At 68.7% G+C, this 16,034-nt stretch carries 14 protein-coding genes and 1 tRNA gene; 9 read left to right on the forward strand and 6 right to left on the reverse strand.

The genetic code is table 11. The annotated features are described in order from the left end of the window. The first annotated feature begins 69 nt into the window (after positions 1-69). The gene (locus C7H73_RS02845) at positions 70-1,233 is read left to right on the forward strand and encodes an efflux RND transporter periplasmic adaptor subunit (RefSeq protein WP_106845281.1); all 1,164 of its coding nucleotides are present in this window, start codon (positions 70-72) and stop codon (positions 1,231-1,233) included. Positions 1,234-1,242: 9 nt separating this feature from the next. Beyond that, on the forward strand, positions 1,243-4,344 hold the full coding sequence (locus tag C7H73_RS02850; RefSeq protein WP_106845282.1) for an efflux RND transporter permease subunit: 3,102 nt from the start codon (positions 1,243-1,245) through the stop codon (positions 4,342-4,344). 381 nt (positions 4,345-4,725) lie between these two features. Here C7H73_RS02850 and C7H73_RS02855 read toward each other — a convergent pair whose 3' ends face one another. Beyond that, entirely contained in the window at positions 4,726-5,349 is a 624-nt protein-coding gene (locus tag C7H73_RS02855) for a glutathione S-transferase C-terminal domain-containing protein (protein ID WP_106845283.1), read from the reverse strand. Between the two features lie 111 nt (positions 5,350-5,460). Here C7H73_RS02855 and purB point away from each other — a divergent pair, with 111 nt between their 5' ends. Together purB and C7H73_RS02865 are read left to right on the forward strand one after the other, a co-directional pair. After that, positions 5,461-6,846 (forward strand): adenylosuccinate lyase, encoded by a 1,386-nt coding sequence (purB, locus tag C7H73_RS02860; RefSeq protein WP_106845284.1) that lies wholly within the window; start codon positions 5,461-5,463, stop codon positions 6,844-6,846. Positions 6,847-6,924: 78 nt separating this feature from the next. Further along, positions 6,925-7,485, forward strand: a complete 561-nt coding sequence (locus C7H73_RS02865; RefSeq protein ID WP_106845285.1) for a YaeQ family protein — start codon at positions 6,925-6,927, stop codon at positions 7,483-7,485. 71 nt (positions 7,486-7,556) lie between these two features. On the opposite strand, the gene C7H73_RS02870 is transcribed toward C7H73_RS02865, so the two are convergent. Both C7H73_RS02870 and C7H73_RS02875 read right to left on the reverse strand, forming a co-directional pair. Further along, positions 7,557-7,862, reverse strand: a complete 306-nt coding sequence (locus C7H73_RS02870) for a putative signal transducing protein (RefSeq protein WP_106845286.1) — start codon at positions 7,860-7,862, stop codon at positions 7,557-7,559. Between the two features lie 51 nt (positions 7,863-7,913). After that, the gene (locus tag C7H73_RS02875) at positions 7,914-8,345 is read right to left on the reverse strand and encodes a DUF3717 domain-containing protein (protein ID WP_106845287.1); all 432 of its coding nucleotides are present in this window, start codon (positions 8,343-8,345) and stop codon (positions 7,914-7,916) included. A 346-nt stretch (positions 8,346-8,691) separates the two neighbouring features. Between C7H73_RS02875 and C7H73_RS02880 the strand changes: the two genes are divergently transcribed. Both C7H73_RS02880 and C7H73_RS02885 read left to right on the forward strand, forming a co-directional pair. After that, positions 8,692-9,459, forward strand: a complete 768-nt coding sequence (locus C7H73_RS02880) for a TerC family protein (protein WP_106845288.1) — start codon at positions 8,692-8,694, stop codon at positions 9,457-9,459. Positions 9,460-9,492: 33 nt separating this feature from the next. After that, the gene (locus tag C7H73_RS02885) at positions 9,493-9,846 is read left to right on the forward strand and encodes a phage holin family protein (RefSeq protein ID WP_106847502.1); all 354 of its coding nucleotides are present in this window, start codon (positions 9,493-9,495) and stop codon (positions 9,844-9,846) included. Here C7H73_RS02885 and C7H73_RS02890 read toward each other — a convergent pair. Continuing rightward, on the reverse strand, positions 9,814-11,358 hold the full coding sequence (locus tag C7H73_RS02890; protein ID WP_106845289.1) for a M48 family metalloprotease: 1,545 nt from the start codon (positions 11,356-11,358) through the stop codon (positions 9,814-9,816). The two genes, C7H73_RS02885 and C7H73_RS02890, sit on opposite strands and share 33 nt — an antisense overlap. A gap of 105 nt (positions 11,359-11,463) precedes the next feature. Here C7H73_RS02890 and moaC point away from each other — a divergent pair, with 105 nt between their 5' ends. Continuing rightward, positions 11,464-11,955: a cyclic pyranopterin monophosphate synthase MoaC gene (gene moaC, locus C7H73_RS02895; protein WP_106845290.1), complete on the forward strand. Its 492-nt coding sequence runs from the start codon at positions 11,464-11,466 to the stop codon at positions 11,953-11,955. A 13-nt stretch (positions 11,956-11,968) separates the two neighbouring features. On the opposite strand, the gene C7H73_RS02900 is transcribed toward moaC, so the two are convergent. Together C7H73_RS02900 and C7H73_RS02905 are read right to left on the reverse strand one after the other, a co-directional pair. Further along, positions 11,969-12,325, reverse strand: a complete 357-nt coding sequence (locus C7H73_RS02900; RefSeq protein WP_106845291.1) for a single-stranded DNA-binding protein — start codon at positions 12,323-12,325, stop codon at positions 11,969-11,971. A gap of 23 nt (positions 12,326-12,348) precedes the next feature. Then, positions 12,349-12,425 (reverse strand) — tRNA-Arg (locus C7H73_RS02905). A gap of 340 nt (positions 12,426-12,765) precedes the next feature. Here C7H73_RS02905 and C7H73_RS02910 point away from each other — a divergent pair. Together C7H73_RS02910 and C7H73_RS15710 are read left to right on the forward strand one after the other, a co-directional pair. Continuing rightward, complete coding sequence (locus C7H73_RS02910) at positions 12,766-14,493, forward strand: amidohydrolase (protein ID WP_106845292.1); 1,728 nt, start codon at positions 12,766-12,768, stop codon at positions 14,491-14,493. Positions 14,494-15,346: 853 nt separating this feature from the next. Beyond that, positions 15,347-15,766: a hypothetical protein gene (locus C7H73_RS15710; protein ID WP_227001395.1), complete on the forward strand. Its 420-nt coding sequence runs from the start codon at positions 15,347-15,349 to the stop codon at positions 15,764-15,766. Positions 15,767-16,034: the final 268 nt, after the last annotated feature.

Below are 16,034 nucleotides of genomic sequence, written 5' to 3' on the forward strand. Positions count from 1 at the left end.
TTTGATAGCTGCTCGCGCTTACCTGGCAAGCGTTAGAGCCACACTTCACCCTCAACCCACCGCACACCCATGCAGCGCCTGAAACCCCTTCACTCCCTGATCGCCTTGGCCGTGCTCGCCCTGCTGGCGGGTGGCGGTGCCCTGCTGGCTGCCGGCAGCTCGCGCGCCGACACGGCGCCGGCCGCGGCCGCCGCGCCGCGCCCGGCGCTCACCGTCACCGTGGTGCAGCCGCAGCAGGGCCAGGTGGCCGAGCGGCTGTCGGCCAACGGCAGCGTCGCCGCCTGGCAGGAGGCAAGCATCGGCTCCGAGGCCAACGGCCTGCGCCTGACCGAGGTGCGCGTGAACGTGGGCGACACGGTGCGCGCCGGCCAGGTGCTGGCCACCTTCGCGCCCGAGAGCGTGCAGGCCGAGGCTGCCCAGGCGCGCGCCAGTGTGCTGGAGGCGCGCGCGGCCGCCGCCGAGGCGCAGGCCAACGCCGAGCGGGCCAGGACTTTGATCCAGTCCGGCGCTTTGAGCCAGCAGCAGATCCAGCAATATTCAACCGCCGCGCAGACCGCGCAGGCGCGCGTGGAGGCCGCGCAGGCCATGCTCGACGTGCAGCAGCTGCGCCTGAAGCACACCCAGGTGCTGGCGCCCGACAGCGGCGTGATCTCGGCGCGCACGGCCACCGTGGGCGCCGTGGTCGGCGCCGGCACCGAGCTGTTTCGCATGGTGCGCCGCGGCCGGCTGGAGTGGCGCGCCGAAGTCGGCGCGGCCGACCTGCCGCGCATCCGCGCCGGCATGGCGGCGCAGGTCACCGCCGCCAGCGGCGCCGAGGTGGCCGGCACGGTGCGCATGGTGGCGCCCACGGTGGACCCGCAAACGCGCAACGCCATCGTCTATGTGGACCTGCCCCAGCACCCCGATGTGCGCGCCGGCATGTACGCGCGCGGCGACTTCCTGCTGGGCCAGCGCCAGGGGCTGACGGTGCCGCTGTCGGCCCTGGTGGTGCGCGACGGTTTCTCCAGCGTCTTCGAGGTGGGCGAGGGCGGCCGCGTGGCCATGCGCCGGGTGCGCACCGGCGAGCGCGCGGGCGCGCGGGTGGAGATCCTGGAGGGCCTGGCGCCCGGTGCGCGCATCGTGCAGCAGGGCGGCGCCTTCCTGAACGACGGCGATGTGGTGCGGGTGACGGAGCAATCCGAGCCAAAAACGGCTCCAGCGCCCGCCGCACAAGCGCCGGCAGCTACCAAATAAGGAGCGGCCATGAATCTCTCAGCCTGGTCGATCCGCAACCCCATCCCCGCGGCGATGCTGTTCGTGCTGCTCACGCTGGGCGGCCTGATGGGGTTTCGCGCCATGAAGGTGCAGAACTTCCCCGACATGGACCTGCCCATCGTCATCGTCACGGCCGCGCTGCCCGGCGCGGCGCCGGGGCAGCTCGAAGCCGACGTGGCGCGCAAGATCGAGAACGCCATCGCCACCACGCAGGGCCTCAAGCACATCACTACCACGCTGGTGGACGGCGTGGCCTCGATCGCCGCCGAGTTCCAGCTGGAGAAACCCGTGCAGGAGGCGGTCGACGACGTGCGCTCGGCCGTCTCGCGCGTGCGCTCGGACCTGCCGGCCGACCTGCGCGACCCCATCGTCACCAAGTTCGAGTTCACCTCGCAGCCGATCGCAGCGTTCGCCATCGCCTCCAGCAAGATGGACGACGAGTCGCTGTCGTGGTTCATCGACGACACGCTGACCCGGCGCCTGCTGGCCGTGCCGGGCGTGGGCGCCATCACCCGCGTGGGCGGGGTGACGCGCGAGGTGCAGGTGCAGTTGGACCCGCTCAAGCTACAGGCGCTGGGCGCCACGGCGGCCGATGTTTCGCGCCAGCTGCGCCAGGTGCAGCAGGAGAGCGCGGGCGGGCGCGCCGAGCTGGGCGGCGCCGAGCAGCCGCTGCGCACCCTGGCCACCGTGCAGACGGCGGGCGAGCTTGCCGCATTGGACATCGCCCTGCCGGGCGGGCGCCACGTGCGCCTGGACCAGCTGGCCCGCGTCACCGATACCGTGGCCGAGCCGCGCACCGCCGCGCTGCTCGACGGCAAGGCGGTGATCGGCTTCGAGGTCACGCGCAGCCGCGGCGCCAGCGAGGTGGAGGTGGGCGCCGGCGTGCAAAAGGCGCTGGATGACCTGCGCGCCGAGCACCCGGATTTGACGCTCACCCGCACCGTGGACTTCGTGCAGATCGCGCAGGACGAGTACGACAGCTCCATGCGCCTGTTGTACGAAGGCGCCATCCTGGCCGTGGTGGTCGTGTGGCTGTTCCTGCGCGACTGGCGCGCGACGATCGTCTCGGCCGTGGCGCTGCCGCTGTCCGTCATCCCGGCGTTCATCGGCATGTACCTGCTCGGGTTTTCCATCAACATCATCACGCTGCTGGCGCTGTCGCTGGTGGTGGGCATCCTGGTGGATGACGCCATCGTCGAGGTGGAAAACATCGTGCGCCACCTGCGCATGGGCAAATCACCGTACCAGGCGGCCATGGAGGCGGCCGACGAGATCGGCCTGGCGGTGATCGCCACCACCTTCACGCTGATCGCGGTGTTTTTGCCCACCGCCTTCATGAGCGGCATCGCCGGGCGCTTTTTCAAGCAGTTCGGCTGGACGGCGTCGCTGGCGGTGTTCTTCTCGCTGGTGGTGGCGCGGCTGCTCACGCCCATGATGGCGGCCTACCTCATGAAGCCGCTGGTCGGCCTGGAAAAGGAGCCGCGCTGGCTGGACACCTACATGCGCGCGTCTGCCTGGTGCATCCGCCACCGCATCCTGACGCTGCTGGGCGCGCTGGTGTTCTTCGTCGGCTCCATTGCGCTGATCCCGCTGCTGCCCTCGGGCTTCATCCCGGCCGATGACAACGAGCAGACCCAGGTCACGCTGGAGCTGCCGCCCGGCACGCGGCTGGAGGACACCCGCACGGTGGCGCGCATGGCGGCCGAGCGCGCGATGCAGGTAGGCCACATCGAGAGCGTCTATACGACCATCGGCGGCGGTTCGGCCGGGGCCGACCCGGCGTCCAGCAGCGCGGCCTCGGCCGACCCGCGCATCGCCACGCTCACCCTGCGCATGGCGCCGCGCGGCGAGCGCCCGCGCAAGCAGGTCATCGAGCAAGGCCTGCGCGACGCCATGCAGGACGTGCCGGGCGTGCGCGTGAAGGTCGGCCTGGGCGGCTCCAACGACAAGTACATCCTGGCCCTGGCCAGCGAGGACCCGCAGGCGCTGGCCAGCAGCGCCCAGGCCGTCGAGCGCGAGCTGCGCACCATCGCCGGCATCGGCGGCATCAGCTCCACCGCCAGCTTGGTGCGCCCCGAGATCGCGGTGCGCCCGGACTTCGCCCGCGCCGCCGATCTGGGCGTCACCTCGCAGGCGATTGCCGAGACGCTGCGCGTGGCCACCATGGGCGACTACGAGCAGTACCTGCCCAAGCTGAACCTGGCGCAGCGCCAGATCCCCATCGTGGTGCGGCTGGATGACGCGGCGCGCGAGAACCTGGCGGTGCTCTCGCACCTCACCGTGCCCGGCAGCCGCGGCCCGGTGCGCCTGGGCGAGATCGCCACGCTGGAGCTGGCCGGCGGGCCGGCCGTCATCCGCCGCTACGACCGCTCGCGCAACGTGAACTTCGAGATCGAACTGGGCGCGAGCGGCCTGGGCGAAGTCAAGGAGGCAGTGCACAACCTGGCTGCCGTCAAGGGCCTGCCCGCCAGCGTGCGCTTGATCGACGTGGGCGACGCGGAGATGATGGGCGAGCTGTTTTCCAGCTTCGGCCTGGCCATGCTGACCGGCGTGGTCTGCATCTACATCGTGCTGGTGCTGCTGTTCAAGGACTTCCTGCAGCCGGTGACGATCCTGGCGGCGCTGCCGCTGTCGCTCGGCGGCGCCTTCGTGGCGCTGCTGCTGGCGCGCCAGAGCTTTTCCATGCCGTCGCTGATCGGGCTGATCATGCTCATGGGCATCGCCACCAAGAACTCGATCTTGCTGGTCGAGTACGCCATCATGGCGCGGCGCGACCGCGGCATGAGCCGGCTCGATGCCCTGCTGGACGCCTGCCACAAGCGTGCGCGGCCCATCATCATGACCACGCTGGCGATGGGCGCGGGCATGCTGCCCATCGCCTTTGGCTGGGGCGGCGCCGACATGAGCTTTCGCTCGCCCATGGCGGTAGCGGTGATCGGCGGGCTGATCACCTCCACGGTGCTCAGCCTGCTGGTGGTGCCGTCGGTGTTCACCTATATCGACGACCTGGAGGACTGGTTCAAGCACCGCGTGCTGCGCCGCCCGCGCCCGGCGGCGCCAGCGGCGGTGCAGCACGAGCCGGCGCGATAACCCTGCCCCCGGGCGGGGGTTGGCACGGACGCCGGCCGGCCCGTGCCGGCCATGGTTCAATTCTGCGGCGGGCAGATTTTTTTGCCCGGCCTGCTGGAACTTTGCCGGCAGGGCCCTATCTATGCAGCATCGCCGGGCCTGCCATGCCGGCCTGTACGTACCGTGATTGAACAGGGAGAGGGTTCACACCACACCGACCGATTTGCCGTTGCGAAGCCTTCCGGGCACGGCCCGGCTGACACCCCTGGGGCGCTTCTCCTCCCTCCCTCTCTAAATTCGTTTCAGGGCGCTTCGCAACGTTTTTTATGCCGGCCAAAAGCGCGCACCTCGTTGACCCGAGGGCGCGCTTTTTTCATGGGCGCAGCGGCAGCTGGGGCCGCGTCAGGGCTGCGGCGGGCGGGTGTCGATGAAGCTGGGGCGCTGCATCAGCTTGTCCAGCAGCCGCGCCAGCTGCGGGTATTGCACGCTCCAGGGCTGGTCGGCAAAGCGAAACTGCAGCCAGGCCAGCGCGCAGCTGGCGGCGATGTCGGCCAGGGTGAGGTGCGTGCCGCACAGCCAGGGGCGATCTCCCTGCAGGCGCTGGTCCAGCGCGGCCAGGCCGGCATGCACCTTGCCCATCTGCCGGTCCATCCAGGCGTGGCTGCGCTCGCCTTCGGTGCGGCCGGCCCAGGTGGCTTCCAGCCGCGCCAGGATGGCCGCGTCCAGCACGCCGTCGGCCAGCGCCTCCCAGGTCTTGACCTCGGCGCGCTCGCGCCCGGCCGGCGGGATCAGCCGGCCCACGGGCGAGAGCGTGTCCAGGTAGTCCACGATCACGCGCGAGTCGTAGAGTGCCTCGCCGCCTTCCAGCACCAGGCACGGCACCTTGGCCAGCGGGTTGCTCTGGCCAATGGTGGTGCCCTCGGACCACACGTCCTGCACCAGCAGCGGGCAGTCGAGCTTTTTCTCGGCCAGCACCACGCGCACCTTGCGTACGTAGGGGCTGGTCAGTGATCCGATGAGTTTCATGGCGGCAAAAAAAGGGCGAAGCGGACACGGGCCGGCGGCCCGCACGAGGGGCGCAGATTCTAGCGGCGCCCGCCCGGGGCCCGTGCAGGCGCGCACCTACAATTGCGCCCCATGACGAGCCCGCTGTCCCCCATCACCGCCCTGTCGCCGCTTGACGGCCGCTACGCCGCCAAGCTGTCCAGCCTGCGCCCCCTCATGAGCGAGCATGGCTACATGCGCCGGCGCGTGCAGGTGGAGGTGACCTGGTTCATCGCCCTGTCCGACGCGGGTTTTGATGAATTCAAGCCGCTGACCCCTGGCGCGCGCGCCTACCTACAGGGCCTGGTCAAGCACTTCAGCGAGGCCGACTCGCAGGCCATCAAGGACATCGAGAAGAAGACCAACCACGACGTGAAGGCCGTGGAGTACTGGATCAAGTCCCGTTTCGAGGCCCGCCCCGAGCTGGAGCGCGCCGCCGAGTTCGTGCACTTTGCCTGCACCAGCGAGGACATCAACAACACCAGCCACGCGCTGCAGCTGCGCGACGGGCGGCGCGATGTGCTGCTGCCCGGCCTGGACGCCCTGGTGGACAAGCTGCGCGCCATGGCGCACCAGTTTGCCGCCGTGCCCATGCTCAGCCGCACGCACGGCCAGACGGCCAGCCCCACCACCGTGGGCAAGGAGCTGGCCAACGTGGTCGCCCGCCTGCAGGGCGCGCGCGAATGCATCGCCGGCGTGAAGCTGCTGGCCAAGATGAACGGCGCCGTGGGCAACTACAACGCCCACCTGTCGGCCTGGCCGGCGTTCGACTGGGAGGCGTTCGCGCGCCGCGTGGTCGAGGCGCCCGAGCCCGAGGGCCTGGGCCTCACTTTCCAGCCGTACTCCATCCAGATCGAGCCGCACGACTACATGGCCGAGCTGTTTGACGCCGTGGCGCGCGCCAACACCATCCTGATCGACCTGTCGCGCGACATCTGGGGCTACGTGAGCCTGGGCTACTTCAAGCAAAAGCTCAAGGACGGCGAGATCGGCTCGTCCACCATGCCGCACAAGGTCAACCCGATCGACTTCGAGAACGCCGAAGGCAACCTGGGCCTGGCCAACGCGCTGTTGCGCCACCTGTCGGAAAAGCTCCCCATCAGCCGCTGGCAGCGCGACCTGACGGACTCCACCGTGCTGCGCAACATCGGCGTGGCGCTGGGCTACGCCGTGCTGGCCTACCAGTCGCTGATGACCGGCCTGAACAAGCTGGAGCTCAACGAATCGCAGCTGGCCGCAGACCTGGAGGGCAGCTGGGAAGTGCTGGCCGAGCCCATCCAGACGGTGATGCGCCGCCACGGCGTTGCCGGTGCCTACGAAAAGCTCAAGGAAGTCACCCGCGGCCAGCGCGTGACGCGCGAGGCCCTGCACGCGCTGATCGACAGCCTGGACATTCCGCAAGAAGACCGCCAGCGCCTGCTGGCCCTCACCCCCGGCAGCTACACCGGCAAGGCCGAGGAGCTGGCGCGCCGCGTCTGACGCCTGCGGTTTTTCAGTCTTTTTGGCTGCCCGCCCTTGCCTGGCAAGCGCGGGCAGCTCTCTTTTCAGGAGTAAAACGTGGCCCTCAAGTCCACCATCTTCAAGGCGAACCTCGCGATCGCCGACATCGACCACGGCTACTACGCCGACCACAACCTGACCCTGGCGCGCCACCCCAGCGAGACCGACGAACGCATGATGGTGCGGCTTGCCGCCATGGCGCTGCAGGCGCACGAGCTGCAGGACACCTGCCGCGGCGACGGCCAGCTGGCCTTTGGCGCCGGCCTGTCCGACCCGGAGGACCCGGACGTGTCGCTGACCGACTTCACCGGCCGAAAGCGCCTGTGGATCGAGGTGGGCCAGCCCGAGGACAAGCCCCTGGCCAAGGCCTGCTCCAAGTCGGATGCGGTGATCGTCTATCCCTTCGCCCACTCGGCCGACGTGTGGTGGAAGGGCATCCAGACCAAGCTGACGCGGCTGGACCGGCTGCAGGTCTGGCGCATCCCCGCCGAGCAGGCCCAGGCGCTGGCGCAGCTGGCCGAGCGCAGCATGCAGCTGCAGGCCACGGTGCAGGACGGCGCGCTCACCCTGAGCAGCACGGGCGGCAGCGTGGTGGTCGAGCCGCTGCGCTGGAAATAGAAAAAAGCAGTTAAAAACGGCTCTGACGCCCGTCAGTCAAGCGCTGGCAGCTACAAAAAAGAGAGCGCCAATCAGGTGGGCATCATCTGACCGCAGTTCCAGCACTGCTCAAAGCCGCCTTCCACCTGCTCGCTGCAGCCCGGGCAGAACCACTGGCGCTGGGGCAGGCGCTCGAGCTCGCGCAGCAGGGCGCGGGCGCGTTCGGCGTGCTCGGGGTGTTGCAGCCACAGCTCGGGCAGGCATTCGCCCGGCGGCAGGTGGCCGGCCGCGGCGCCCAGGTGCTGGCGCTGCACGCTGGCGGGCAGGCCGGCCTCGCACAGCAGGTCGCGCCACAGCGTGGCAATCGCAATGTTGGGGGCCTGGGTCAAGCGCAGCATGGTGGCAGCCAGGGTAGCCGGACGGCGCCGGCGCGGCAAGCCGTGCCTGGATCAGCCCGTGCGGCCCTCTGCCGCACGCTCGGCATAGCGCGTAAAGCGCAGCGCCGTGCCGCGCTGCGTGATGCGCTGCCACACGGCGCGCTTGTGCACCGGCGTGAAGGCCAGCCAGTGCTGCACCTCGAAGAAGCTGCGCCCGCAGCCCTTGCACCATTCGTCGCCCTGGCTGGTCGAGCAGATGGCGATGCAGGGCGTGTCCGGCGTGGTGTCATACCAGGCGAGCCACGCGGCCATGGCGGACGGGGGCAGGGCGGTCTCGGGCAGCTGCTGCACGCCCGCCCAGACCATGCGGCCATAGACCTCGGCCAGCGCCTCCAGCTCGGGCGCCAGGCGCGCACCGGCGCCCGCCGGGGCGCGCTCGCGCCAGAAGTTGATGGCGGCTTCGATGTCGGTGATGTGCAGGGCGGGGGGCGCGGTATCGGTCATGGCGGCAGCCCCCGATCATAGGCAGCCAGCCCGGCCGGGAGCCCGTTTTGTGTTCCAATGGCGCCCTTCAAGGGGGAGTAGCTCCCCGCTCGTGCCGCCCCGCCAGGGTGCAGCACAGGCGGACTGGCAGGTCGTCAGGACGAAGCCCGCGGGCTTCCGGCGTGCCAGGGCGCTGCGCACGCGCGCGCCGGGCAAGACCTTTGGGCGCCTGGGTGCGCGCGCCGCCAATGCTGCGGCGCGCCATGCTGTTGGCTGGCTCAAAGCGTTGCCCCTTGGCTCCAAGGCGCGCGCCGGCGCCGTCCACGGGTCCCAGGCATGACGACAATGCACTTTGAGGTACCCCTGCATGGACTTGGACTTTCTCACCCACACCCCGTTCTGGATCGCGCTCGGCCAGATCATCATCATCGACATCCTGCTGGGCGGCGACAACGCGGTCGTGATCGCGCTGGCCTGCCGCAAGCTGCCGCCCGCGCAACGCACCAAGGGCATCATCTGGGGCACGGTGGGCGCCATTGCGCTGCGCGTGGTGCTCATCATCTTCGCCATGCAGCTGCTGAACCTGCCGGCGCTGAAAGTGGTGGGCGCGCTCTTGCTGGTGTGGATCGGCGTGAAGCTGATCGCCCCCGAAGAAGACGGGCACGACAACATCCAGGGCAGCGACAAGCTGCTGGCGGCCATCAAGACCATCATCGTGGCCGACCTGGTCATGAGCGTGGACAACGTCATCGCCATCGCCGGCGCGGCGCAAAGCTCGGGCGCGCACCAGACGCTGCTGGTGGTGCTGGGCCTGCTGATCTCGGTGCCCATCATCGTCTGGGGCTCGCAGCTGGTCATCCGGCTGATGGAGCGCTTTCCGCTGGTCATCGTCGCTGGCGGCATGCTGCTGGGCTGGATCGCCGGCGGCATGCTCGCCACCGACCCGCTGTTCGTCAACCACCAGGAATGGCTGTGGGCGCCCAAGTGGGGCACGGCCGACGGCGTGGGCCACGCGCAGCTGCCGCGCGCCATCTACTGGTCGGCGCACCTGGCCGGCGCGCTGCTGGTGCTGGCCCTGGGCAAGGCGGTGGCGGCCCGCCGCGCCCGCACCCCGGCAAGCCCCCCGCAGGGCTGAGTCTGGCCACGGCCCGGTGCTATGCTGGGCCGCATGAAACTGCTCTTCAAATGGTTGCTGAGCGCTGCGGCGCTGCTGTGCGTGGCCTACCTGTACAGCGGCGTGCAGGTGAGCAGCTTCGGCGCCGCCATGGTCGCGGCCTTCGTCATCGGCCTGCTGAACGTGGTGCTGCGGCCCATCCTGGTCATCCTGACGCTGCCGGCCACCATCCTCACCCTGGGCCTGTTCCTGTTCGTTATCAACGCGCTGATGTTCTGGGCGGCTTCGGGGCTGCTCAGCGGCTTTCACGTGGCGGGCTTTGGCGCGGCGCTGCTGGGCTCGCTGCTGTACTCGCTGATCGGGCTGGTGATCGAGTCAGCGCTCGGCGGCCTGTTCGCGAAGAAGTGACTCCACGGCGCGCAGCCGCGTGTCGATGATCGACGCCTCGATGTAGTCGGCCGCGCCGGCGCTCTTGCGCGCCAGGTCCTGGCCGGCTTTGAAGCGGTCCACCGCGGCGGCGTAGTCGCGCTGGGCGACCTGGGCCTCGGCCTCGGCGCGGATGGCGCGCAGGCCCTGGCCCTGCTGGCGCCACACCTGAGCCAGCAGCTGCCAGGCAGCGGCGTCCTGCGGGTGGGTGGCCACGCGGGTCTGCAGCGGGCCGGTCATGGCGGCGGCGTCGCCCGTGCGCAGCAGCGCCTGGGTGCGCAGCACCAGCTCCGGCCGGGCCACGGCGCCGGCGGCGGGCACTTCGTCCAGCTGGGCCAGGGCGGCCGCGGGGGCGCCGGCGGCCAGTTCCACTTCGGCGCCCAGCAGGCGCGCCTGGCGCGCGGCGGGGGCGTCGCCCGGTACCGCACCCTGCAGGCCGGCCACGGCGCGGCGCGCGGCCTGCCAGTCCGACAGCTGCACGGCGCTCAAGGCGGCGGCATACCAGGCGGTGGCCCGTTCGCGCGCGGGCCGGGCGGCAAAGCCGGCGTCCTGCGGCCCAGCCAGCCATTGGCGCCAGGCGTCCTGTCCGGGGCGCATCAGCACCCGCGCCCGCGCGGCCATCAGCGCATGCTCCAGCGAGGCCGGGGCAAGGTGCGGCGCGTCGTGGGCGATGCGGCTTTGCATGTCGGCGATGCGCTGCGTGGTCAGCGGGTGGCTGCGCAGGTAGGGCCAGCTGCCGTTGTCGTTGATGCGGTTGGCCTGCTGCAGCTTGTCGAACATGCCCACGAAGCCCTGCGGCGCAAAGCCGGCGGGCTGCATCAGGCCGTAGCCGATGCGGTCGGCCTCGCGCTCCATGTCGCGCGAGAAGTTGAGCTGGTTTTGCACCGCCAGGGCCTGCCCCCCCATCATCAGCGCCTGGGCGGCGTCGGGGCTCTTGCTGGCAGCGAGGGCGCCCAGGATCAGCGCGCCGATCATCAGGGGCGTCTGCCGGCCCTGCTGGGCGATCAGCCGCGAGATGTGGCGCTGCGTGACGTGGCTGAGCTCGTGGGCCAGCACCGAGGCCAGCTCGGCCTGGGTGGCCGTCACGCCGATCAGCCCCAGGTGCAGGCCGAAGTAGCCCCCGGGCAGCGCGAAGGCGTTGACCGTGCGGTCGCGGCCCAGCAGCACCTGCCAGGCAAAGCGCTCGTCGATGTCGACGCCCAGCTCGCCACGCGCGCGGGCGGCGGCGCGCAGCGGCTCGAAGATGCCCATCACATATTCGTGCAGCACCGCGTCGTCCAGGTAGTCCGGGTCGCGGTAGAGCTCGCGGATGATGCGGTCGCCCAGCTGGCGCTCGGCCGCCGCCGTCAGCTCCAGCCCGTCGCCCAGCGTGGGCAGTGCCGCGTGGGCCGCGGGGGCAGGCGCCAGAGCAGCGCCGGTTGCTATCAAAAGAGAAGCTGCCAGCGCGCGACCCGCTTGGGCTAGAGGCCTTTTTTGCTTGAAGTCCGGCACCATGCTCCTTTCACCGACCTGCCATCACGGCCCCGTATGATGCCCGGGCCGCGCGATGGTTTCCCCGCGCGGCGCCTTTCCTCCGTTGCTGCTGCCGCTGATCCTTTCATGACCGACCCGTCCCCCGCATCGCCCCTGACCCACTTCGACGCCCAGGGCCAGGCCCACATGGTGGATGTGGGCGCCAAGGCTGCCACGCACCGCGTGGCCATTGCCACGGGCCGCATCCACATGCAGCCGGCCACGCTGGCGCTGATCGAGTCGGGCAGCGCCAAGAAGGGGGACGTGCTGGGCGTGGCGCGCATCGCCGCCATCATGGCTGCCAAGAAGACCAGCGACCTGATCCCCCTGTGCCACCCCCTGGCCCTGACGCGGGTGGCCGTGGAGTTCGAGCTGCTGCGGGGTGCGAGCAGCGTGCAGTGCACCGCCACGGTGGAAACCGTGGGCCCCACCGGCGTGGAGATGGAAGCGCTGACGGCGGTGCAGGTCGCCCTGCTGACCATCTACGACATGTGCAAGGCGGCGGACAAGCGCATGGTGATGGAAGGCGTGCGCGTGCTGGAAAAGCACGGGGGCAAGTCGGGCAGCTGGGTGGGCTGAGCGGCTTGGGCCTTCAGCAGTCCGGCGGCGCCTCGTCCGCCTGCGGCGCGGCGCGGCGCTTGCGATCCACCTGGTAGGCCGTCAGCACCCGGGTGACTACGAGGTCCAGCGCCGGGCGGGTATTGCCGTCCCGGTCGGTCCACACCTTGGGCGTGATGCTGCCGGCAACCGATAGCGCATCGCCCGCATCCAGCGCCAGCAGCGCGTCCATGGCGGCGTGGTCGAAGGCGATGCAGTTGACGAACAGCAAGTCGCCCTCGCCGTCGCCCGCTGCTGCGCGCAGGCGCGCGGTGGCAAAGGGCTTGCCGTTGGCGCCCGTGCGCTGCTCGGGGCGGGCGTGCAGCTTGCCTGCGATGAGGGCGTCCATCATGGGTTTTTTCCTGGGAGGGAATCTGGCCTGCCCGGAGGGACTCGAACCCCCGACCTATTGCTTAGAAGGCAATTGCTCTATCCGGTTGAGCTACGGGCAGCAGTGGCAGGGCGGGGCCGCCCGCCAAGGGTGGGCATCATACTGCCCCGGTGTGATTGAATGGCAGGGCGCCCCGGAGATCTGGCCCCGATGTCCGTGGCGCTGATTTCTCGCCGATTGCTTCTGGGCTTGCCGGAAGTTTGTTCATGAGCCTCGCTCCAGGCCTGCTGCCGCGGCGCGAACGCTCGCGCAGCCCGGGTGCGGCACCGACGTGGTGCGCTCACGAGCAGAGGGAAGAAGAACTTGCGATCACGAGGTAAAAACCAGAAGATGTTTCATACTCGCGCCGGTTGTATCTGCTAGTTACAGCCTACAAGACTTTTCACTCAGGGAGATTTCCTATGAAGCAACGCATCGTCGCCTTGGCCGCCACCAGCCTTTTCACTGCGATGGTGGCTGGCTGTGCAAGCCCCGGCGCGCCGCAAGGGGCGGCCGACAGCATCTATATGGGTGGGCCCATCCTGACCATGAACGATGCGCAGCCCAACGCCGAAGCCGTGGCCGTGCAGGGCGGTCGCATCACCGCAGTGGGCAGCCGCGCGGACGTGATGAAGCTGCAGGGCCCGGCCACCCGCGTGGTGGATCTGAAGGGCAAGACGCTGCTGCCAGGCTTTGTCGATCCGCACAGCCACCTGAGCGTTGTCGGCCTGCAGGCCGTGTCGGCCAACATGCTGCCTTCGCCCGACGGCAACAATGACTCGGTCGCGCAATTGCAGGAGAACCTGCGCCGCCATATGCAGACCTCGCCCGAAGCGCGCGAGCTGGGCATCGTGCTGGGCTTTGGCTACGACGACTCGCAGCTCAAGGAGCAGCGCCACCCCACGCGCGAAGAGCTCGATGCCATCTCCACCACCGTGCCGGTGATGATCATCCACCAGTCCAGCCACTTCGGCGTGCTCAACAGCGTGGCCCTCAGGCAGGCGGGAATCAGCGCCGCCACGCCCAATCCCCAGGGCGGCGTGATCGGGCGCAAGACTGGCTCGCAAGAGCCCAACGGCCTGCTCGAAGAGAACGCCTTCTTCGGCGCCGCCATGCGCCTGATGCCCAAGTTGACCGAAGCCCAGGCCTCCGGCTGGCTGGCCAAGGCCCAGGCCCTGTACCTGCAGTACGGCTACACCACCGTGCAGGACGGTCGCTCCAGCCCCGACAACGTGGCCCAGACCATCCGCGCGTCCAAGGCTGGGGTCTTCAAGATCGACGTCGTGTCCTATCCCGACATCCTGGAGCTGGGTGACGGCAGCATGATGCAGAGCCCTTATTACAGCCGCGACTACACCCAGCACTTCCGTATCGGCGGCGTGAAGATGACGCTGGACGGCTCGCCCCAGGGCAAGACGGCCTGGCTCTCCCAGCCCTACTACAAGGCCCCCGAGGGCAAGCCCGCCGACTACGCCGGCTACGGCGTGCTGACCAGCGACAAGGCCAATGAGCTGATGACCCAGGCCTTCAGCAAGGGCTGGCAGGTGATCGCGCATGCCAATGGCGACGCCGCCATCGACCAGCTCATCGGCGCGGTACGCGTGGCCCAGCAACGCGTGCCCGCCGCGCAGGATTCGCGTCCGGTGCTGATCCACGGCCAGACGCTGCGCAAGGACCAAGTGGCGCAGCTCGATACGCTGGGCATCTTCCCGTCGCTGTACCCCATGCACACCTTCTATTGGGGCGATTGGCACCGCGATTCGGTCCTGGGCCCGCAGCGTGCCGAGAACATCTCGCCCACCGGCTGGGTGCTGGCGCGCGGCATGCGTTTTACCTCGCACCACGATGCGCCGGTGGCGTTCCCCTCATCCATCCGGGTGCTGGACGCCACCGTCAACCGCACCACGCGCACCGGCAAAGTGCTGGGTGCCGAACACCGCGTGGACCCGGCCACGGCGCTCAAGTCGCTCACGCTGTGGGCTGCCTACCAGCACTTCGAGGAGGGCCGCAAGGGCTCGATCGAGAAGGGCAAGCTCGCCGATTTCGTGGTGCTGTCGGACAACCCCGTGACCATGCCGCGTCAGCAGCTGTCCACCCTGCAGGTACTTGAGACCATCAAGGAAGATACGAGCGTTTACCGCGCCAAGTGAGGTGCAGGTAATGGGGTTCTGACCTCAATTAATGCAGTCCGACGTGCCTGCCGTCCTGCCCGATCTTCATCCCCATGAACCGCGCATGCGGGAGATAGGCAGGATGGCTGCGGCCGGTACGTCTTCCTGGTTTTCATGCCAAGGCAATTGCTGGGTGGAACGTTGCTGCGGCCCATCAGCGCTCGCTGCTTGCCTCGTCGCAGTCCACTCGCTCATCTAAAGCAGTGAGTTGTGGGCTGTCAAACACATCGACTACGCTCGTGCAATCAAGCCCGTGCTCCTGCAGCGTCCGGGCCCGCTTCGCTTCACCGTATTCGATGTCCACAGTACTTATTGTGTTGGCAAAAAGTACTTGGGCAAGTGTCTTTTGCCAATGCATCCAATCACTCCGCATGACCCGGCTGCCTACCGCCCAAACACCCTGCGCGCCGCCCGCATCCCGTGCAAAAAGCGCGTTTGCCGCTGCGCGCACAGGCGTGCCAGCTGCGCCGGCGCGCCCACGGCGCAGCCGAACCCCTGCAAAAACGTTGCGGCCATGGCGATGAACGCCTCGGCCTCCAGGCCATGCGCGCCGGCAGCGCCGCGTCGTGCCCGCGCTGCTCAAGGTCATGGACGCGCTGACGGGAGCCCAGGGAGCCAAGGTGCAGCGCATTGCGGCAACGCACTCGCCTCTCATGCCAGTATCCCTGGAGCCGATTTTCGATAGCCGCACAGATGCTTTCGATAGCTGCACAGATGCCTGGTTCGACTTAGATCTGGAGCGCGGGCACGTCAGGTTGCGCAGGCGTAAATACATTCGGCAGGGCGAGTTAGGCGATTGGCTGACCAGCGATGCTCCACGCCACCCTCGGGGATGGCTTTGAAATCAATCCGCGCAACGAAACATCAAACCATCAAACCATCAAACCATCAAACCATCAAACCATCAAACCATCAAACCATCAAACCATCAAACCATCAAAACATCAAAACATCATCGCGTATTAAAATCAGCTGCCATGCCGCTCTACAGGAGGAAGCATCATTGCGCACTACCATCGATCTGGAATACGACACTCTCATCGCAGTAAAGGAAATTGCCCGCGCCGAAAACACAAGCCTGGGCAAGGTCATCTCGCGGCTGATACGCCAGGCGCTCACCGGGGGCGCCGCCCCGCAACCCACGAATAGCTCGGCTGCAGCGGCAGCTACAGGCTTTGTCCCTTTCGATGCGCGCGGAGTGGTTGTGAGCGACGAACTGATCAACCGCTTGCGCGATGCAGAAAGCGTTTAAGCCATGCGCGCACTGTTGGACGTCAACGTCCTGATTGCCCTGCTGGACGCCGCTCACCTGCACCATGCCAAGGCCACTCAATGACTGCAGAGGGAGATTGGCCACGGCTGGGCATCCTGTCCGCTGACGCAAAACGGCTGTCTGAGCGTCATGGCCCAGCCCGCATACCCCCAAGCGCTGCCGCTAGCTGCCGTTGCCGGACGGCTGGCACAAGCGGCTGCGCATCCCGCGCATGCCTTTTTGTCCGACGATACAGCTTGCTGGACGC

The organism is Pulveribacter suum (assembly GCF_003013695.1).
In the GTDB taxonomy this organism is placed as follows: domain Bacteria; phylum Pseudomonadota; class Gammaproteobacteria; order Burkholderiales; family Burkholderiaceae_C; genus Melaminivora; species Melaminivora suum.